Annotated in this window: 20 protein-coding genes; 17 read left to right on the top strand and 3 right to left on the bottom strand. The window is 69.5% G+C overall.

Features of this window, described 5'->3' with window-relative positions:
* Positions 1–42: 42 nt before the first annotated feature.
* On the bottom strand, positions 43–1,125 hold the full coding sequence (locus tag NK718_RS17835; protein WP_254745056.1) for an alanine racemase: 1,083 nt from the start codon (positions 1,123–1,125) through the stop codon (positions 43–45).
* On the bottom strand, positions 1,103–1,948 hold the full coding sequence (locus tag NK718_RS17830) for an IclR family transcriptional regulator (RefSeq protein ID WP_254745054.1): 846 nt from the start codon (positions 1,946–1,948) through the stop codon (positions 1,103–1,105). Before NK718_RS17830 ends, NK718_RS17835 begins: the two co-directional genes overlap by 23 nt.
* Before the next feature lie 191 nt (positions 1,949–2,139).
* Here NK718_RS17830 and NK718_RS17825 point away from each other — a divergent pair, with 191 nt between their 5' ends.
* From NK718_RS17825 to NK718_RS17745, 17 genes are all read left to right on the top strand, one after another.
* Complete coding sequence (locus tag NK718_RS17825) at positions 2,140–3,024, top strand: transporter substrate-binding domain-containing protein (RefSeq protein WP_254745052.1); 885 nt, start codon at positions 2,140–2,142, stop codon at positions 3,022–3,024.
* 51 nt (positions 3,025–3,075) lie between these two features.
* The gene (locus NK718_RS17820; RefSeq protein ID WP_254745050.1) at positions 3,076–3,741 is read left to right on the top strand and encodes an amino acid ABC transporter permease; all 666 of its coding nucleotides are present in this window, start codon (positions 3,076–3,078) and stop codon (positions 3,739–3,741) included.
* Positions 3,742–4,392: an amino acid ABC transporter permease gene (locus tag NK718_RS17815; RefSeq protein ID WP_254745048.1), complete on the top strand. Its 651-nt coding sequence runs from the start codon at positions 3,742–3,744 to the stop codon at positions 4,390–4,392. It begins immediately after the preceding gene.
* A gap of 4 nt (positions 4,393–4,396) precedes the next feature.
* The gene (locus NK718_RS17810; RefSeq protein ID WP_254745046.1) at positions 4,397–5,191 is read left to right on the top strand and encodes an amino acid ABC transporter ATP-binding protein; all 795 of its coding nucleotides are present in this window, start codon (positions 4,397–4,399) and stop codon (positions 5,189–5,191) included.
* A 56-nt stretch (positions 5,192–5,247) separates the two neighbouring features.
* The gene (locus NK718_RS17805; RefSeq protein WP_254745044.1) at positions 5,248–6,201 is read left to right on the top strand and encodes a D-2-hydroxyacid dehydrogenase; all 954 of its coding nucleotides are present in this window, start codon (positions 5,248–5,250) and stop codon (positions 6,199–6,201) included.
* Positions 6,202–6,314: 113 nt separating this feature from the next.
* Positions 6,315–6,740: a hypothetical protein gene (locus NK718_RS17800; protein ID WP_254745042.1), complete on the top strand. Its 426-nt coding sequence runs from the start codon at positions 6,315–6,317 to the stop codon at positions 6,738–6,740.
* Between the two features lie 117 nt (positions 6,741–6,857).
* Positions 6,858–7,076: a hypothetical protein gene (locus NK718_RS17795; protein ID WP_254745040.1), complete on the top strand. Its 219-nt coding sequence runs from the start codon at positions 6,858–6,860 to the stop codon at positions 7,074–7,076.
* Entirely contained in the window at positions 7,073–8,503 is a 1,431-nt protein-coding gene (locus NK718_RS17790; RefSeq protein ID WP_254745038.1) for a TolC family protein, read from the top strand. The genes NK718_RS17795 and NK718_RS17790 overlap by 4 nt, the downstream gene beginning before the upstream one ends.
* Positions 8,504–8,520: 17 nt before the next feature.
* Entirely contained in the window at positions 8,521–9,936 is a 1,416-nt protein-coding gene (locus NK718_RS17785) for a multicopper oxidase family protein (RefSeq protein WP_254745082.1), read from the top strand.
* Between the two features lie 23 nt (positions 9,937–9,959).
* A complete protein-coding gene (locus NK718_RS17780) occupies positions 9,960–10,436 on the top strand; it encodes a cupredoxin domain-containing protein (protein ID WP_254745036.1) in 477 nt (158 codons plus the stop codon).
* Positions 10,437–10,464: 28 nt separating this feature from the next.
* Positions 10,465–10,755: a copper-binding protein gene (locus tag NK718_RS17775; protein ID WP_254745034.1), complete on the top strand. Its 291-nt coding sequence runs from the start codon at positions 10,465–10,467 to the stop codon at positions 10,753–10,755.
* Between the two features lie 272 nt (positions 10,756–11,027).
* Complete coding sequence (locus NK718_RS17770) at positions 11,028–12,689, top strand: ABC transporter substrate-binding protein (RefSeq protein WP_254745032.1); 1,662 nt, start codon at positions 11,028–11,030, stop codon at positions 12,687–12,689.
* 98 nt (positions 12,690–12,787) lie between these two features.
* Complete coding sequence (locus NK718_RS17765) at positions 12,788–13,756, top strand: ABC transporter permease (protein WP_254745030.1); 969 nt, start codon at positions 12,788–12,790, stop codon at positions 13,754–13,756.
* Entirely contained in the window at positions 13,749–14,657 is a 909-nt protein-coding gene (locus NK718_RS17760; RefSeq protein WP_254745028.1) for an ABC transporter permease, read from the top strand. The genes NK718_RS17765 and NK718_RS17760 overlap by 8 nt, the downstream gene beginning before the upstream one ends.
* A gap of 3 nt (positions 14,658–14,660) precedes the next feature.
* Positions 14,661–15,683 (top strand): ABC transporter ATP-binding protein, encoded by a 1,023-nt coding sequence (locus tag NK718_RS17755; protein WP_254745026.1) that lies wholly within the window; start codon positions 14,661–14,663, stop codon positions 15,681–15,683.
* Positions 15,653–16,672: an oligopeptide/dipeptide ABC transporter ATP-binding protein gene (locus NK718_RS17750; RefSeq protein WP_254745024.1), complete on the top strand. Its 1,020-nt coding sequence runs from the start codon at positions 15,653–15,655 to the stop codon at positions 16,670–16,672. Before NK718_RS17755 ends, NK718_RS17750 begins: the two co-directional genes overlap by 31 nt.
* A 23-nt stretch (positions 16,673–16,695) precedes the next feature.
* A complete protein-coding gene (locus NK718_RS17745; protein WP_254745022.1) occupies positions 16,696–18,486 on the top strand; it encodes a M28 family peptidase in 1,791 nt (596 codons plus the stop codon).
* 55 nt (positions 18,487–18,541) lie between these two features.
* Here the strand turns inward: NK718_RS17745 and NK718_RS17740 are convergent, their stop codons facing one another.
* Positions 18,542–19,546 (bottom strand): NADPH:quinone reductase, encoded by a 1,005-nt coding sequence (locus NK718_RS17740; protein ID WP_254745020.1) that lies wholly within the window; start codon positions 19,544–19,546, stop codon positions 18,542–18,544.
* Positions 19,547–19,626 lie beyond the last annotated feature (80 nt).

Here is a 19,626-nt window from a genome sequence, read left to right as displayed (position 1 = left end):
GGCGCGCCTCCGGAAGGCTTGTGCGCTACGGGAGGCCTGGCCTTACGTCACCTTGCCGCGCGCGTCGACAGGCAGGCTGCCGAGGCGGCCGTCCGGCCCGAGCGTGACGAACCGGTCCGTGAGATTGGTGACGGCGCAGGCGTGGTTGGGGATGATGGTCAGACGGTCGCCGATCCCCGGCGTCGGCGAGGGCGCGGACAGCGCCAGGTGGCCGTGCTCCTCGCTCAGCTTCTCCAGCCGCGCTCCCGGAGCCCCGAGGACGACGCCATAGTCCTCGAACCCCATCAGGTCCGAGGAGAAGACCTTGGATCCGGCGTCGATGATGACGCGGGTCGGCGTCGGGCGGGAGACGACCGTGGCGACGATCCGCAGGGCGCAGTCCTCGATGCCGCCGACTCCATGCGCCGCCATGTAGCGGTCGGAAAAGATATAGGTGCCCGGCCGATGCTCCTGTGTCACGCCGAGGCTTGTCAGGCCGAACTCGTGCGCCCGGTACATGTCCGGGGTGCCGCCGACGGAGACGACCCCGGGCTCGAGCCCCGCCGCGCGCAGTCGGGCGACGGCTTCCGCGAGGTAGCGCGCCGTGTGCTCGATCCGTCCCTTGGGCGGGTAGGTCATCAACCCGCCGAACGAGACGCCCTCCAGCGCCGCGATCCGGGCCGCCAGCTCCGCCGCCGCAAGAGGCGACTGCACGCCGCAGCGTTCCCCGCCAGTGTCGCATTCGACCAGCAGCCGGATCGGCTGGCCGGCCCGACGCGACGCGTCGGCGATCCCGGCGGCGACCTCCACGCTGTCGACGGCGACGGTCATTCGCGCCCGCACGGCCAGAGCGGTCAGTCGCCGCAGCTTCGAGTCCCCGACGATCGGAAAGGTGATGAGGATGTCGTCGAGGCCGCCGGCCGCCATCGCCTCGGCCTCGCCGAGCTTCTGGCAGGTGACGCCGACCGCCCCGAACTCCCGCTGGCGGCGCGCCAGCGCGGCGCTCTTGTGCGTCTTGACGTGCGGGCGAAGCTCGATGCCGTGCCGCGCGAAATAGGCCTGCGCCCTCGCGAGGTTGCGCTCGACCACCGCGAGATCGAGAACCGGGGCTGGAGTGTCGATTTCAGTTGTCGGCGCGGTCGGCACGGGCGGTCTTTCGGGCGGGCGTCGCGGACGACGGCGGGTTGACGGACAGCGCATGGCCGCTGGCGACCAACGTGTCGCGCAGCTGGGCGATCCGCTGCGCGGGCGTGTCGATGGGAACCACGAAGCAGATGGTGGCAACCGTGCCGTGGTTATGGTCGCGGATGGGCGCGGCGAGGCAATGAGTGTACGCATCGACCAGCCCCGAGGTGATGCAGAACCCCTCCTCCCGCGCCTGGCGCACGGAGGCCACGAATTCGTCCACGCCAAGGCGCTGGCCGTTGGGCATGTCGAGATCGCCCGGCTTCAGCAGCGCCCGGATCTCGTCGTCGCCGAAATCGGAATAGAGCAGCCTGCCCGACGCCGTCCACGGCGCCGGGATCCGGGTGCCGACTTCGGAGCTGATCCTGAAGGGCCGGACGCCGGCCCGCATGTGGACGACGGTGTACTGGCCCCGGGTCAGCATGCAGAACTGGCAGGTTTCCCCCGTCTCCCGCGCCAGCCGGTCGACCTCGTCCCTGCCGCGGCTGACGAGATCGTGCTCGCGCAGATAGTCCATGCCGTAGAAGTAGAGCGTCTTGCCGAAGAAGACCGAGCTGTCGGGCGACGTCTCGAGCAGGCCGGCGTCGACCAGGGTGCGGACGATCTCGTAGGTCGAGGATCGAGGCGCCTCGACAAGGGCGCACAGCTCGCCGATGCGGACCGGACGGCCGTGCCGGTGCAGCGCGGCGAGCAGTTGGACGACGCGGTCGATTCCGCGCTCCCGCGTGCCCTGCCCGGCCGCCGCCCGCCTTTGGCCGTTCGTCCGTTCCTGCGATTTCAGCATTCCGCCACCTGGGCCTGCAGCGTAGGTCGACAGACTTCCACTTTACGACCCCAGCTAATCTGATAACGTCCATCCAGTCCACAGGATTGCTGTCCAGTATATCGGACACAACGACTTACGCAATTCTGGAATTGACCGGCGCGATACCCGCCGGCCACCGATAGGGGGTCCGGTATCACGGGGAGGGTTTGATGGAACACGAAGAAGGTCGCAGAGGCTTTCTCAAGCTCGGCACGGCGGGGCTCGCCGTCGCGGGCGTCGCGGCGGCCGCCACGGTGACGGCCACCGCTCAGAAGGCGGCGGCGCAGGCGGCGGGTAACAGCGTGCTGCGCACGGTGCTCGACCGCGGCAAGCTGATTGTCGGCACGGGCAGCACCAACGCCCCGTGGCATTTCGAGAACGAGAAGGGCGAGCTGGTGGGCATGGACATCACCATGGCCCGCATTCTCGCCAAAGGCCTGTTCGACGACGCGACAAAGGTCGAGTTCGTCCGCCAGGACCCGGCTCAGCGCATTCCCAACATCACGACGGGCAAGGTCGACATCGTCATCCAGTTCATGACGGTGACGCCCCAGCGCGCCCAGCTCGTCGCCTTCACGCGGCCCTACTACGTGGAAGGCATCGCGCTTCTGACCCGGCCGGACGCCGCCAACAAGAGCTTCGACCAGCTGCTCGCCGGCGCCGCCAACACGAAGGTGTCGATCCTGCAGAACGTCGACGCCGAGCGCTCGGTGCACGAGGTTCTTCCCAAGGCCCAGGTCATGCAGATCGACACCCAGGCCAACGTGATCCAGGCGCTGGAGTCGAAGCGGGCCGACGCCGCGGCGATCGACCTGTCGACCGTCCGCTGGCTCGTCGCCAAGAACCCGAACCGCTATTCCGACAGCGGCAAGAAATGGTTCTCGATGCTCTACGCGGCGGCGCTGCGGCAGGGCGACCCGGACTGGCTGAACTTCGTCAACACGACGTTCAACGTCGCCATGTACGGCCACCAGAACGAACTCTACGACGCGGCGTTCAAGGAATATTTCGGCCTCGACGCTCCGACGCGCACGCCCGGCTTCCCGTCGATCTAACCTCGACGGAGCCGGCGCGCCGCAGCGCGCCGGCTCCGTCCCGGGCCGAACATGGGCTATCACCTCAACTTCAATCTGATCTGGCGCCACTTCGACAAGCTGTGGGGCGGCCTCGTCCTCAGCCTCGAACTCGCGCTCGTGTCGATCGCCATCGGCATCGCGATCGGGCTCACGCTCGCGGTCATCCACGTGTCGGGCGGGCGGATCGTCCGGGCGCTGATCGGCGCCTATGTCGAGTTCATCCGCAACGTGCCGCTGATCCTGCTCGTCTACCTCGTCTTCTACGGCCTTCCGACAGCGGTCGACATCTCCTACGACGCCACCACCTCGTTCGTCGCGACGCTGTCGCTGTACGCGGGGGCGTATCTGGTGGAGGTGTTCCGGTCCGGCCTGGACGCCGTGCCGCGCGGCCTGATCGACGCCGGCAAGGCCATCGGCCTCACGCCCTGGCAGCGGCTTGTCCACGTCCGCCTGCCGACCATGCTGCGGATTACCCTGCCCGCCCTCTCCAACACCTTCATTTCGCTGTTCAAGGACACCTCCGTGGCGTCGGTGATCGCCGTGCCGGAGCTGACCTACGGCGCGCAGTGGATCAACTTCAATACGTTCAGGATCGCCGAGGTCTACCTGGTGGTGACGTCGATGTATCTCGCCACCGGCTACGCGATCCTGCTCGCCCTGCGAGCGCTGGAGCGCCGCTTCGTGATCGGACGCTAGATGCTCGCGGCGATCCTCTACGCGATCCCGTTCCTGATGCAGGGCCTGCTGACGACCATCGTCGTCTCGCTGCTCGTTGTGGTGCTCTCCACGGCCATCGGCGGGCTGATGGGGATCGGCCTCGTCTACGGCCCGGCGCCGGTGCGGTGGCTGGTGCGCGGCTTCAGCGACATCGTCCGGGGTATCCCGATCCTCGTGCTGATCTTCTTCATCTACTACGGACTTCCGATCGCGGGGCTGAACCTGCAGCCGTTCTCGGCGGCGGTGCTGGCGCTGACAGTGTTCAAGTCCGCGCAGGTGATCGAGAACGTGCGCGGGGCCATCGGGTCGATCCCGCGCGGGCAGATGGACGCCGGCAAGGCCGTCGGACTGACCTTCGCGCAGCGCCTCGCCTATGTCATCGCGCCGCAGGCGATCCGCCGCTTCCTGCCGCCGTGGATCAACGGCGTGACCGACGCGGTGAAGGGCAGCGCCCTCGTCTCGCTGCTCGGCGTCACCGACCTGATGCACGCCATGCAGCAGGTGATCGGGCGGACCTACAACGCGCTGCCGCTCTACGTGCTCGGCGCGATCATCTACTTCGTCATCAATTACGGCCTGTCGGCGCTGAGCCGCATGCTCGAGCGGCGCTTCTCGTATATCCGTGAGTGACACCATGTCTGTCCTGGACCCCTCTTCGGGCACGCCCCTGCTGCGCATTCGAGGCCTCGAGAAGGCCTACGGTCAGGTCACGGTGCTGCGCGGGGTGGACCTCGACGTGGCGAAGGGCGAGGTCGTCACGGTCATCGGGCCGTCGGGCGGCGGCAAGACGACCCTGCTGCGCTGCGTGAACTTCCTGGAGACCTACGACAAGGGATCGATCAGGATCGACGGCGAGGAGGTCGGCTACCAGGACGGCCCCCGCCGCGCGATGCGCTCGGAGCGCGATCTCGCGCGCATGCGGGCGGAGACCGGCATGGTCTTCCAGATGTTCAACCTGTTCCCGCACCTCACGGCCGCCGAGAACGTCATGCTCGGCCTCGTCAAGGTCCGCCGCAAGCCGAAGGCGGAGGCGCGCGCCATCGCCGAGCACTGGCTGCGCCGCGTCGGCCTCGCCGAGAAGCTCGACCGGCTCCCGTCGGAATTGTCCGGCGGCCAGCAGCAGCGCGTCGGCATCGCCCGCGCGGTGGCGATGGACCCGAAGATCCTGCTCCTCGACGAAATCACCTCGGCCCTCGACCCCGAACTCGTCGGCGAGGTGCTCGATGTCGTCCTCCAGCTCGCGTCCGAGGGGATGACGATGCTCGTCGTGACGCACGAGATCGGTTTCGCGCGGGATGTCAGCAACCGCGTCGTCTTCATGGCGGACGGGCTGATCGCGGCCGCGGGGCCGCCCCGAGAACTGTTCGGCGGCGCGATCGAGGTCGAACGGCTGCGCGCGTTCCTGTCGCGGTTCGGGGCGCGCGTGTAGCCTGCGCGACTCGCCTCGGCCGGCCGAGGCATCACGACACGCACAGGAGTCACGACATGACGGACGGGACCGGGCTTCGCATCGCGGTCGGCGGCGACATCAACGAGGCGCGGCTCGCCGAGCTGCGCGCCATCGCGCCGGGCGCGGACATTGCGTTCCACGCGGACCAGAAGGCCCTCGACGCCGCCATCCCGGACGCGAACGTGGTCGCCGGGCTGGTGCCGGCGGAGGCGCTGGCGCGCGCCGGCCGGCTGAAATGGGTGCATAGCTGGGCGGCCGGTCCCGACCCGCAGCTCTACCCCGCCTTCGTCGAGAGCCCCGTCGTGCTCACCTGCTCGAAGGGCAACGGCGCGATTCCGCTCGCCGAGCACGCGATGATGCTGATGCTCATGCTCAACCGGAACGCGCTGCACTGGGTGGAGGCGCAGCGCCACCGCCGGTGGGACCGGATCGTCCACGGCGAACTCAACGGACTGACGGTCGGCATCATCGGAACCGGGTATTCCGGCGCGGACCTCGCGCTGAAATGCAAGGCGTTCCACATGCGCGTGCTTGGACTGCGGCGCGGCGGCGCGCCCGCGCCGAATGTCGACCGCATGTACCGGCGCGACGAGCTGCGGGAGATGCTGGCGGAGTGCGACTTCGTGGTGATGACCGCGCCGAAAACGCCGGAAACCGTGGACATGCTCGGCGAGGCCGAATTCCGGGCGATGAAGCCGACCGCCTTCTATATCTGCTTCTCGCGCGGCGGCGTCGCCAACGACAAGGCGCTCTATCGCGCGCTGTCGGAGAATTGGATCGCCGGCGCGGGCCTCGACGCCCACGACGTCGAGCCGTTGCCGCCGGAGAGCCCATTCTGGTCGCTCCCGAACACGATCATCACACCGCACAACGGCGCGACCTCGGCGCAGACTCCAGAACGCGGATATCGCATCTTCGTCGACAATCTCGCCCGCTACGTCGCGGGCCGCGAGCTCGTCAACGTGGTCGACAAGCGGGCCGGCTACTGAGCGCCGACCCAACGCTCGTCTATCGCGCCCGGTCCTTCCGCTTGTCGTCGGTCCAGCTTGGCCCCGCGCGCGGAATGTGGGAGAAAAGACGTCGAACCCCTCGGAGCGTCGCCTTGTCCGTCGTGAGACTGCTGGCCTCCCTGCTGATCGCCTTCGCCCTGGCGGCGTTTCCGCTGACGGGGAGCTTCGGCACGGCGCGCGCCGCCGCGCCTGCCGGCGGTCACCACGGCCACGCGGCTCACGCCGGCCATGCCCCCGGAGGGCAAGTCCACGCTGGTCAGGTCCACGCTGGGCAGACCCACGCTGACCATATTCACGTCGGCGCGACGGCCGATCCGGGGACGCTTCCTGCCGGGTCGACCGACCACGACGGGTGCAAGAGCAAGTGCTGCGCGACGGCGTGCCATGCCGTGCAGGCGCTCGAGACCGTCTCCGTCTCGCCGCCCCGGCGCGCCTGGCTCACCGTGACGCCCGAGCCCGACTCCGGCGCGCCGCGCGACCGCCGCACCCCGCTCGAACGACCACCCAGATCCGCCTGACGCGGCCGGGGCCCAGCCCCGCTTTCGCCAGCCTCACGGCCGGGCCGTCCGCCCGCCGCGCGTCAAGCATGCCTCTGACGCGCGGCCCGGACGCCGAGCCGCCGTTCAGGATCGGACATGACCAAACCCCTGCTGACCGTGTTCGCCGCGCTGGCGTTGACTGCCTGCGCGCCCACGCCCCCTGATTTCCTTCTGGCGCCAGCCCGGCCGACGCCCGGCGCGCCCTTGCCGACGAGCGCCGTCACCGCCGGCGCGCGACACGACACGCCCGCCGAGCCCAAGGGCTGGGACGAGATGAACCGCCGCGTCGCGCCCCCACAGGGGACCGCGCCATGAAGCGTCTCGCCACCGCCGCCCTGCCGCTGCTGCTCGCGGGCTGCGTCACCGCCTCGCCGGACGGCGGCCTCGGCCCCGCGGCCGATGTCGCACGCGCCGAACTCGGCCAGTCGGTGACGAAGATCGCCACGCCCGAGGACGCCGCCGCCGCCTCGGCCGCGGTCGACGCCGCGCTCGCCCGGCCCCTGTCGGCCGAGGACGCGGTGCGCGTCGCGCTGCTCAACAATCGCGGCCTGCAGGCGGCCTACAACGAGCTCGGCATTTCGGAGGCCGCCTACATCCAGGCGAGCCTGCCGGCCAATCCGAGAGTGTCGATCTCCAAGCTGGACGGCGGCTTCGACCTCGAGGTCGAAAAGAAGCTGCTCGTCTCGTTGACCAGCCTTCTCACGCTGCCGGCCCGCCGGGAGATCGGCGGCGACCGCTTCCACGCTGCCCAGATGCGCGCGGCGGAGGCGACCTTGCGCCTCGCCGCCGAAACTCGCCGGCAGCACCACCGCGCGGTGGCGGCGCGGCAGCTCGTGGCCACCCTGGCCGAAGCGAAGGCGACGACCGACGCCGTCGCCGAGCTCGCCCGCAAGCTCGGCGAGACGGGCGGGCTCAACAAGCTGGACCAGGCGCGCGACTTCGCCTTCGCGGCCGAGGTGGACGCCCAATTGGCCCGGGCGCGACTGAACGAGCGGCTGGAGCGCGAGCGCCTGACGCGCCTGCTCGGCCTGTGGGGCCGGCAAGCCGAGTTCCGGCTGCCCGCCGCCCTGCCCCCCCTGCCGCAGCGGCTGCGTGCCGAGCGTGAGATCGAGGCGCAGGCCCTGGCGCGGCGCGTCGACCTCCAGGCGGCGCGGCTGGAGCTGGACGCGCTGGCGAAATCGCTCGGCCTTACGCAGGCGACGCGCTTCGTGCGCGACGTCGACCTGGTGGGGACCAGCAAGTACGACCGCGCCCGCGTCGTCAACGACGACGGGTCCGTCCAGCGTGAGACCGCAAAGACGCGGGGCCTGGAGATCGAGTTCGAGATTCCCATCTTCGACTTCGGCCAGGCCCGGGCGATGGAGGCCGAACAACGCTACATGCAGGCCGCCAACCTGCTGGCGGAAAAGGCGGTGAACGTCCGTTCCGAGGCGCGGGAGGCCTACATGGCGTGGCGCGGCGCGTGGGACATCGCCCGCCACGTGCAGACCCGCGTGCTGCCGTTGCGCCGCCAGATCCAGGACGAGTCCCTGCTGCACTACAGCGGCATGCTGGCCGACGTGACGGCGCTGGTGGCTGACGCGCGCGCCCGCATTCTCGCCCAGGCCCAGGCCGTCGAAACGCTGCGCGACTTCTGGATCGCCGACGCCGACCTGCGCGCCGCGCTCGCCGGCGGCGGCACGTCGGGCGGGACCCCGAGCGGGGGCGCGACGCAAGCGGCGGCCGACGCGGGAGGGCACTGACCATGGCGGAGAACAAGATGGACTTGTCGCGCAGACACCTGATTCGCGCCGCCGGCGGCGGGCTCGTGCTCACCGGGGCGTCGATGGTCAGCGGCCGCGTGCAGGCGGCCTCGATCCCGGAGGCCCCGACCGTCCGCGATCCCGCCACGCAGGCGCCCCTCGCGCCCACCACCGGGCCGGACTACCAGCCGGTGGTGACGCTCAACGGCTGGACCCTTCCCTGGCGGATGAACGGCGACTGGAAGGAGTTTCACCTGGTGGCCGAGCCGGTGGTGCGCGAGATCGCCCCCGGCATGAAGGCCCATCTGTGGGGCTATAACGGCCAGTCGCCCGGCCCGACCATCGAGGCGGTGGAGGGCGACAACGTCCGCATCTTCGTCACCAACCGCCTTCCCGAGACGACCGCCGTCCATTGGCACGGCCAGCGGCTGCCCAACGGCATGGACGGGGTCGGCGGCCTCACCCAGCCGCACATCCCGCCCGGCAAGACCTTCGTCTACGAGTTCAGGCTGCGGCGCAGCGGCACGTTCATGTACCACCCGCATTCGGACGAGATGGTTCAGATGGCGATGGGGATGATGGGCCTGTTCATCGTCCACCCGCGAGACCCTGCCTTCCGGCGCGTCGACCGCGATTTCGCGTTCCTGCTCAACGCCTTCGACATCGAAGCCGGCAGCTACGTGCCGAAGGTGAACACCATGACGGAGTTCAACCTGTGGTGCTGGAACAGCCGCGCCTTCCCCGGCATCGACCCCTTCGTGGTCGGCCTCGGCGACAAGGTTCGGATCCGCTTCGGCAACCTCACCATGACCAACCACCCGATCCACCTGCACGGCTACGAGTTCAAGGTCTCGGGCACGGATGGCGGCTGGGTGCCGGAGGAGGCCGCCTGGCCCGAGGTGTCGATCGACTGCGCCGTCGGCCAGATGCGCTCGTTCGACTTCGTCGCCGACGAGCCGGGCGACTGGGCCATCCACTGCCACAAGTCGCACCACACGATGAACGCCATGGGCCACGCAGTGAAGACCTATGTCGGCGTGGACAAGAAGGAGGTGGCCAAGAGCATCCAGAAGCTGGTGCCAGGCTACATGCCGATGGGCTCGACCGGCATGGGCGAGATGGGCTCGATGGAAATGCCGCTGCCCGACAACACGCTGCCGATGATGACCGGGTTCGCCCAGTTCGGGCCGGTCGAGATGGGCGGCATGTTCTCCGTCGTGAAGGTCCGCGAGGGCTTGGCGAAGGACGACTACAAGGACCCGGGCTGGTTCAAGCACCCGGCCGGGTCCGTCGCGCGCGAGTGGACGGGCGCGACGCCCGCTCTCGTCCGGCCGGACCGCAAGGCGGACGCGGGCCCGCCCGCCTCCACCGAATTCGCCGCAGTGGACCCGCGCAAGCGTCCGTCCGCGCACGGCGGACACGAAGACCACTGAACAACAGAGAGAAGGAAAACCGCATGAAGACACACGCCATTATCGCCGCGTTGTGCCTCGCGCTCGCGCCTGCCGCCGCGCTCGCCGGCGCGGGGCCGCCCGGCCACACCCATGACGTGACGGCGTTCGGCGCCCCCGGCGATCCGCGCAAGCCGGCCCGGGTCGTGACGATCACGATGAAGGAAGGCGACTCGCGCATGGAATTCGCGCCGAACCGGCTGGAGATCCGCAAGGGCGAGCAGGTGCGCTTCAAGCTCGTCAACGCCGGCCAGCTCGACCACGAGCTCGTCATCGGCACCCTCGAGGGCAACATGAAGCACGCCGAGGAGATGAAGAAAAACCCGGACATGGAGCACGACGACCCCAACGCGAAGCGGCTCGCCCCGGGAGCCACGGGCGAGATCGTCTGGCGGTTCACGCGCGCCGGATCGTTCGACTTCTCATGCCTGATCCCGGGCCACCGCGAGGCGGGCATGGCCGGAACCCTGATCGTCAAGTGAACGAAGCTGGAAAGAGAGAGAGAGAGAGATGAAAACGACCACGATCGCCCTTTTCGCCGCCGCCCTCCTCGCCACGCCGGCGCTCGCCCAGTCCATGCCCAAGGTGGCCGGGACGGTGCAGAAGATCGACGAGAGCGCCGAGAAGATCACGATCAAGCACGGCCCCATTCCCAATCTCGACATGGGCGAGATGACCATGGTGTTCCGCGCCGGCAACAAGGATGTCCTCAAGGAGGTCAAGGCCGGCGACAAGGTGCAGTTCACCGCCGACCGCGTGAACGGCCAGCTCACCGTCACCTCGATTCAAAAGACGAAGTGACGCGGACATCAAGGCGGCCGCCGTCCCTGCCGGGCGGCGGCCATCGCGGGCTCGGCGCGGCCGAACGGCCTGCGCGGAGGCGGCGCGCCCCTTAACCTGTGCGTGCGGCCGGGCCGTCATCGGCTGCCTTGAAACGATACGCGTTTCGATAGGCGAAAAAGCAGTTTACGTAGCGCAACAACTGCGCCACACTTCCTCTCGAGGCGCGACGGGCTGAAGCCGGTGTCGCGCGCTCTTTCTGGTTTTTACCTGTCCTTGAGGGGAGGAGAGGCATGAATCTCCAACGCCGTTTCGTCGTTCTGTCCGCGGCCGCCCTGGCGGCCTCCATTCCGCTGGCTGGCGTCGCCCACGCGGCCGGCGACCAGATTCGCAAGATCGTGCTGGCGACGGCCGCCCAGGCCGCGGACCCGCAGGAATACCAGGCCGCCCAGCTCATCGCGCAGGAGTGGCGCAAGCTCGGCCTCGACGTCGAGGTCCGCGGCTTCCCGCGTCCTCAGCTGTCCGACTACGTCTGGTACAACCGCCAGAAGTGGGACACCGCCATGTGGCGCATGGTCGGCCGGCCGGAGCGCAGCGATCCGGACGAGCTGGTGTTCAACCTGTTCCACTCCTCGACGGCCGAGAAGGGCTTCAACTTCGTCGGCTACACCAACAAGGAGTACGACGCGATCGCCGAGCAGCAGCGTCGCGAAACCGACCCCGAGAAGCGCAAGGTCCTGGTGTCCAAGGCGCAGTCGATGGTCGCGCACGACGCGCCCTACGTGTTCCTCGTCCACCCGAAGAACACGGTCGGCTATCTCTCGACGGTGATCAAGCCGGCATCGGTCGTCGACCAGGGCGGCATCGGCATCCGCAACTACTGGACCTTCGTGGGCGCGGAGCCGGCGGGCTCGGTGAAGGACATCATCGCCAACTCCACCGAGGCGCTGAACTCCATCAACCCGCTCTACATCTCCGGCGCGCCGGACAGCTGGATCACCGAGCTCGTCTGGGACCGGCTGATGCGCATCGGGCCGGACGGCTTGGCCAAGCCCTACGCCGCCAAGAGCGTCACCTGGGTCGACCCCACCACGCTCGACGTCGTGCTGCGCCCCGACATGAAGTGGCATGACGGCAAGCCCGTCACCGCCGAGGACGTCATCTTCTCCTACCAGGCGACGATGGGCGACAAGGCGCCCATGTACAAGCCGTTCGCGACCAACATCGCGTCGATGGAGAAGACCGGGCCCGACACGATCCGCTTCAAGCTGAAGGAGCCCAACGCTTCCTTCCTGATCTCCACCATCGCCAAGATCAACCTGATCCCGAAGCATGTGTGGGAGCCCATCCTGCAGGGCATGGCGGGCAAGACGGAGAACGCGGAGTCCTACCAGGAGCAGCAGCCGATCGGCTCCGGCCCCTTCAAGGTCGCGCGCTTCAAGCTGAACGAGGAAATCGTCCTTGAGCGCAACGCGACCCACTGGTCGGCGCCCAAGATGGACCGCTTCATCCTGCGCATCGTGCCGAACAACGAGGCGAGCCTCGGCATGCTGAAGCGCGGCGAGCTCAACTTCCTGTCGGACTACCGCGGCGACCCGAAGCTGCTGCTGGATCTCGCGGCCCAGCAGAAGGAGATCCAGGTCGCCTCGACGGTCGACATGGGGCTGCGCTTCGTCGGCCACAATCTGCGCCGCCAGCCCTTCGACGACGTCGCCTTCCGGCAGGCGCTGTCGGTGGCGATCAACCGCAACCTGATGGCGCAGGCGGCGTGGAACGGCTTCGCCGTGCCGGCCTCCTCGATGATCTCGCCCGCCCTGCCCTTCTGGCACACCGGCACGCCGCCCAAGGCCAGCATCGACGAGGCCAAGTCCATCCTGAAGAAGGCGGGCTACGAGCTGGTCGGCGGCAAGCTGCACTATCCGAACGGCAAGAAGGAAACGCTCCAGCCGGAGTGAGATCGCCAAGCCGGGCGGGCCACGGCCCGCCCTTCGCCTGGACACAGGGCGGCCGCCCCGCGCGGCGGCCGCCGCCCGGACTGCGCTTGGAGTAACGCATGCGATCCGTCGCGATCCGCTTTGGCCAGATGCTGCTCGTCCTCTGGGCCGTGGCGACGCTGTTGTTTTTCCTGTTCCGCCTGATGCCGGGCGACCCCACGCTCGCCTATATCGACACCACCTTCACCGCCGAGCAGCAGGAGGCGCTGAAACGCCAGTTCGGCCTCGATAGATCTTTGTTCGAGCAATACATCGCCTATTTTTCCAACGTGTTTCATGGCGAATTCGGCACCTCCTTTCGCAGTAAAAGGCCGGTGTTCGACATCATCTTCGAAGTTCTGCCGAACACGCTGGCTTTGACGGCGCTGTCGATCACCATCGCCTACGTCTTCGGCGTTCTGGTCGGGGCGTGGCTGGCCTGGAAGCGCGGCTCGGTGGCCGAGGCGCTGGGCATCCCGCTGGTGCTGACGCTGCGCGCCGCGCCGGAGTTCTGGCTCGGCATGGTGCTGCTCGCCGTGTTCGCCTTCGGCCTGGGATGGTTCCCCTCGGGCGGCGCCAACTCGGCGGGAATGACCTACGGGTCGACGCTGGAGCGCATGACGTCGGCCGACTTCCTGCACCACCTCATTCTGCCGGCGGCGACGCTGGCGCTCTACCTGCAGGGCCTGCCGCTGCTGCTGATGCGCTCCAACATGCTGGACGTGCTGCAGGAGGACTACGTGATGATGGCCCGCATGAAGGGGCTGCCCGAGTGGCGCATCCTGCTGCTGCACGCCGCGCGCAACGCGCTGCTGCCGGTGGTCACCGCCTTCGCGCTGGGGCTGGGGGCCTCGGTCGGCGGCAACGTGGTGGTGGAGACGGTGTTCAGCTGGCCCGGCCTCGGCCGCGTGCTGGTCGACGCGGTGGCGGGCTCCGACTACCCGCTGGCCCAGGGCGCCTTCATGTTCATCGCGCTGATCCTGATCGTCATGAACTTCGTCGCAGACCTGCTCTATTCGGTGCTCGACCCGCGGGTGGCCCATGGCTGAGGTCGCCTTGTCCACCCCCGCCGAAGGCAAGCGCCGCCGCCGCTTTCCCAGCCTGATGCGGGCGCTGCGGCTGCCGGAGAACGACCCGCTGGCGATGATCGGCGTCGCCATCTACGTCGTTTTCCTGCTCGTCGCCCTGTTCGCCGACGTGCTGGCCTCCGACCCGCTGGAGATCCTGTTCCTCGACGACGGCAACCTCGCCGCGAACGTGCCGCCGAGCCTCGCCTTCCCGCTCGGCACCACCAATCTCGGGCGCGACATCTACTCGCAGCTTATCGTCGGCACGCGCGCGGCGTTCGTGGTGGGGCTCACCGCCGCCATCGCCGTCGTCGCGGTGGGCACGCTGGTGGGCCTGCTGGCCGGCTATTTCGGCGGCTGGGTCGACAACGTGCTGATGCGGCTCGCCGACATCGCGCTCGGCATTCCCTTCCTGCCCTTCGTCATCGTGCTCGCCGCCTTCCTCGGCGCGCAGACGCAGAACGTGGTGCTCGCCATCACCGTGCTGCTGTGGCCGAACACGGCGCGGGTCATCCGCTCGCAGGTGCTCACGCTGCGCGAGCGCGGCTTCGTGGAAGCCGCCCGGGTCGCCGGCTCGAGCGACTGGCGCATCATCCGCGTCCACATCGCGCCCAACATCCTGCCCCTGTCGCTCCTCTACGGTTCGATCGCCATCGGCTGGGCGATCCTGACGGAGGCGAGCATCAGCTTCCTGGGCTTCGGCCCGTCCGGCTCGGTGTCCTGGGGCGCGATGCTGCAGGACGCCTACGCCTCGCAGGCGCTGTCGCGCGGCAGCTACAACTGGTTCGTGCCGCCGGGCCTGTGCATCGTCCTCGTGGTGGTCGCCGGCTTCTTCATCAGCCGCGGCTACGAGGAAGTCCTGTTCCCCAAGCTGAAGGACTAGGACGTGTCGCTGCTTTCCGTCCGCGATCTCGCCATCGACTACGCCACCAAGGGCGGCTCGCTGCACGCCGTCAGCCGCGGCACGCTGGAGGTCGGCGCGGGAGAAGTCGTCGGCCTCGTCGGCGAATCGGGCTGTGGCAAGACCACGCTGGCGCGGGCCCTGACCGGCGTCGTGCCGCGCAACGCGACGTTCGAGGCCGGCGAGATCGTGTTCGAGGGCCGCAACCTGCTCGGCCGCCCCGTCTCCGAATGGCGCGACCTGCTGTGGCGCAAGATCAGCTTCGTGCCGCAAAGCTCGATGAACGCGCTCGACCCGGTCTACCGGGTCGGCGCCCAGATGGACGAGGTGCTGCGCCTGCGCGGCGGCATGGGGCGGGCGCAGGCCCGCGAGCGCACCGACGAGCTGTTCCGCATGGTGGGGCTCGACCCCCGCCGGGGCACCGAGTACCCGCACCAGTTCTCCGGCGGCATGCGCCAGCGCGCCGCCATCGCCATGGCGCTCGCCTTGCAGCCGGCGCTGGTGATCGCCGACGAGCCCGTGACGGCGCTCGACGTCATCGTCCAGCGCCAGGTTCTCGACACGCTGCGCGACCTGCAGGCGCGGCTCGGCGTCTCGGTGCTGCTGGTGACGCACGACATCAGCGTCGTCGCCTATGTCTGCGACCGCGTGGTGGTGATGTACGCCGGCGAAGTGGTGGAATCCGGCACGGCGCGCGACGTGCTGGAGACGCCTCGCCATCCCTACACGATGGGGCTCACCAACGCCTTCCCGGACCTCGAACGGGCCGGCGGCACGCTGGCCCCGATCGCCGGCGGCCCGCCGGACCTGCGCCACCCGCCGCGCGGCTGCCGCTTCGCCGAGCGCTGCCCGTTCGCGCTGGCGCGCTGCCGCGCCGAAACCCCGCCCCTCGTCGTCGCGCCCAACGGTCACGCCAGCGCGTGCTGGCGCTCCGACGAGGCGCCCGCCCTCTCCGAGCTTGCGAAGGATCCTTCCACATGGACGCTTACGTCCACGTCCGCGGCCTGAGCAAGGCGTTCCCGGTTCGCCGCGGCGTGGGCCAGGTCCTGCGCGGCGAGCATCCGGTCGTCCACGCCGTCCGCGACCTCGACTTCGACATCGCCCAGGGCGAGACCGTCGGCCTGCTCGGCGAATCCGGCTGCGGCAAGACCACCACCGGCCGCCTCCTGCTCAAGCTGGTGGAGCCGACCTCCGGCACGGCGCGCATCGGCACGCGCGAGCTCGCCGGCCTGAAGGGCGCGGCCCTGCGCGACTTCCGCCGCGACGTTCAGTTCGTGTTCCAGAACCCGTTCGACGCCCTCAATCCGCGCATCCAGATCGGCCGCTCGCTCGCCGAGCCGCTCATCAACGCGGGCGTGCCCAAGGCCGAGCACGCGGACCGCATTCGCCTGGTGCTTGAGCGCGTCCGTATCAAGGGCGTCGAGCTACTGGAACGCTTCCCGCACGAGATGTCCGGCGGGCAGCTGCAGCGTATCGTGCTCGCCCGCGCGCTGGTCCTGGAGCCGCGCTTCATCGTCGCCGACGAGCCCGTGTCGATGCTCGACGTCAGCGTGCGCGCCGGCATTCTCAACCTGATGCGAGACCTCCAGGACAGCCTGGGGCTGACCGCCATCTACATTTCCCACGATCTCGCGCTGGTGCGCTACGTCGCCCGCCGCACCATGGTCATGTATCTCGGCTCGCTGGTCGAGGACGGCCCGACCGAGGACGTCATCAGCCGCCCGCTCCATCCCTACACGCGCGCGCTGATCGCCGCCGTTCCGCTGCCGCGCGTGTCGCAGACGCGCGACCCGCTGCCGCTGCGGCCGGGCACGCCGGACGCCCGCAAGGTGGGCGCGGGCTGCGCCTTCGTGAACCGCTGCCCGGTCGCCATCGCCGCCTGCACGGCGGAGAGGCCGCCGCTCGTGACCCTGCCCGGCGGCCGCCGGGTCGCCTGCCACCTGATGCCGGCAGCGACGCAGCCGCGTCCGCCCGTCACCCTTTCGCCCGCCCTTTGACTCACGATCGACCGGAGACGCCAATGTCCAGCATCGACGCCGAGGCCCGCGACCTCGTATCCGAAACCCATCTGATGGGGACCTGCGCGGCCCTGTGCGCGCTCGGCGAGAAGGTGGCCGGAAAGCCGGAGGAGGAGCAGGCCTGCAAGGTGCTCACCGACGCGCTCGCCTCCTACGGCATCGAGACCACGGTGCACCGGTTCCAGTCCTACATCTCGCACCCGGTCTCGGCCGCGCTGTCGCTGATGACGCAGGACGGCCCGCTCTCCATCCAGGCGGTCGGCGTCGCGTTCGGCCTTTCGACCCCGGCCGGCGGGGTCACCGCCCCGCTGGTCGACGTCGGCGATGGCGACGCGGCGGGCTACGTCGGCAAGGACGTCAAGGGCAAGATCGCCCTCGTCGGCAAGCTGCCCTCCCCGCACAACGCCCTGCTCGCCGCCCAGCATGGCGCCATCGGCATGGTCTCCATGTCGGCCGGCAAGCAGCGCCACAAGATGATCATCACCCCCGTCTGGGGCACGCCCGAGTTCGACCAGACCGCCTCGATTCCGAAGCTGCACGTCGTCTCCATCAGCGGCGTCGACGGCGCGCGCATCCGCGAGGCGCTGGCGAAGGGGCCCGTCACCGCGACCCTGGAAGCCGAGGTCGAGACGAGCTGGCGCGAGGTGCGCCTGCCGGTCGCCGAGATCAAGGGAAGCGAGCCGGAGTTCCTGCTGGTCGGCGCGCATTATTGCTCGTGGTTCGACGGCTCGACCGACAACGTCACCGGCGACGCCTGCGTGCTGGAGCTGGCGCGCGTCATCAAGCAGTTCGAGGGCAAGCTGCGCTACGGCGTCAAGCTCGCCTGGTGGCCCGGCCACTCGCACGGCCGCTATTCCGGCTCGACCTGGTTCGCCGACACGTTCTTCGACGACCTGCACGATCACGCCATTGTCTACTTCAACATCGACTCGCCCGGCGTACGTGGTGCGACCGTCTACGTTCCGCGTCACCAGATGGCCGAGGTCGGCGATTTCAACGAGGCGATGACCAAGGAGATCACCGGCTGGTCGACCATGACGAGCGGCAAGGCGCAGCTCGCCATCGGCAAGCGCGGCGACAAGTATGTCAGCGCGACGCGCCCGTCGCGCGCCGCCGACCAGTCGTTCTGGGGCATCGGGCTCAGCTCGATGTCGGTCTATTCGATGCTGACGCCCGACCACCCGGACCGCGACCCGAACGTCGGCGGCTCGGGCGGCGCGTGGTGGTGGCATTCGGAGCACGAGACCATCGACAAGATCGACCCGGCGATCCTGGCGCAGGACACGCGGCTCTACGCCTCGATCCTGCTGCGCATGGCCACGGCCGACGTGCTGCCATTCCGGCCCAGCGCCATCGCGCAGGACTATCTCGACTCGCTGCGCGAGTACCGCGAGACGGCCGGCGACCGCTTCGATTTCTCGGCGGCCGAGGCGGCGGTGCGGGACTATCGCCGCGCCGCGGAGACGCTGGAGGAGCGGCTGCGCGGGGTGAACGACGATGCCATCACGGCCGAGGCGAACCGCCTGTTCCTGCGCCTGACGCGCACGCTCAATCCCGTGCTCTACCAGGACCTTCCCGGCCACCTGCACGATCCCGCGCTCGGATCGCGCTCGCTGCCGAGCCTGAAGGCGGCGCTGACGCTCGCGGGCATGGACCCCGCCTCCGACCGCTATCGCTTCACGGTCGCGGGCCTGCGCCGGCGGCTGAACCACGTCGTGCTGCAGGTGAAGCAGGCGAACGCGCTGATCGACGCCTTCCTGGCGCGGCCGGAGGTGACGCGCCTCGCCGGCTGAGGCCGGGAGAGCGCGTGGGCGGGCGGCGGGCGTCCGCCGCCCGCGGGGGCGCTGCCTAGCGCAGCGCCACCAGCACCTTGCCGGAGTCGCCGCGCTCGGCCGCCTCGTGCGCGGCGACGATCTCCTCGAGCGGGAACACCGCCCCGATGCGGTGGACGAGCCAGCCTTCGGCGAGCGCCGCGCCGATGTCGCGGATCGCCTCCTCGCGCGCCCGCTCCGGCAGGCAGTAGCCCTGCACGATGCGGAAGTTCAGGCCCTTGGGCGCGATGGCGTAGTACGGGAAGGCGAACTCGCGCACCCGGGTCGACGAGTAGGACGCGATGGTGGCGTTGAGCCCCGCGACGGCGAGATCGAGCGCGAGGTTCTCGCCGAGGTCGACCTCGACGACCCGGTCGACGCCGCGCCCGCCATTGGCGTCGAGAATCGCCGCCGCGGCGTCGGGGCCGCGATAGTCCAGCGCGACATGCGCGCCGAGGTCGAGCGCGACCTGCCGCTTCTCCGGCGTCGAGCCGGTGGCGATGACGCGCGCGCCGGCGCGCCGGGCGAACTGCACGGCGTAGGCCCCGACCGCCCCCGCGCCGCCCTGCACGAGCACCGTCTGGCCCTCCACGGGCCCGTCCGCGAACACGGCGCGATGGGCGGTGCAGGCCGGTACGCCGAGGCACGCGCCGACGTCGAAGCTCGCCGGCTCCGGCAGCGTCACGGCGTGGCCGGAGGGGACGACGCAATGGTCCGCCGCCGTGCCCTGCCCCTCCGTCTCGGCGTTCCACAGCCACACGCGTTCGCCGACGCGGGAGGCGGGCACGCCCTCGCCCACGGCGACGATGACGCCGGCCCCGTCGCAATGCAGGACCATGCGCGGCGAACGCGGCTTGTAGCTCGCCCAGCCGGCGCGGCGCTTGGTGTCGGACGGGTTGATCCCGGAGCGATGCACCTCGACCAGCACCTCCCCTTCGCCGGGGCGCGGGACCGGCCGGGCGGCGAGCCCGATCACGTCGCGCGCCGCGCCCGTCTCGTCGTAATAGGCGTAGCGCGAGGTGGCGTCGGAGCCGTGTGGCATGGTCCCTCCCGAGTGCGTTTCGTCAGTCTTGGGTGTTATTGTGTGAAACGGGTTTTCACGATACGCAACAGAGATTGCGT

It is taken from the genome of Alsobacter ponti (genome assembly GCF_024294805.1).
Lineage (GTDB): Bacteria > Pseudomonadota > Alphaproteobacteria > Rhizobiales > Beijerinckiaceae > Alsobacter > Alsobacter ponti.
This window is presented reverse-complemented; position numbering and strand designations above follow the sequence as displayed.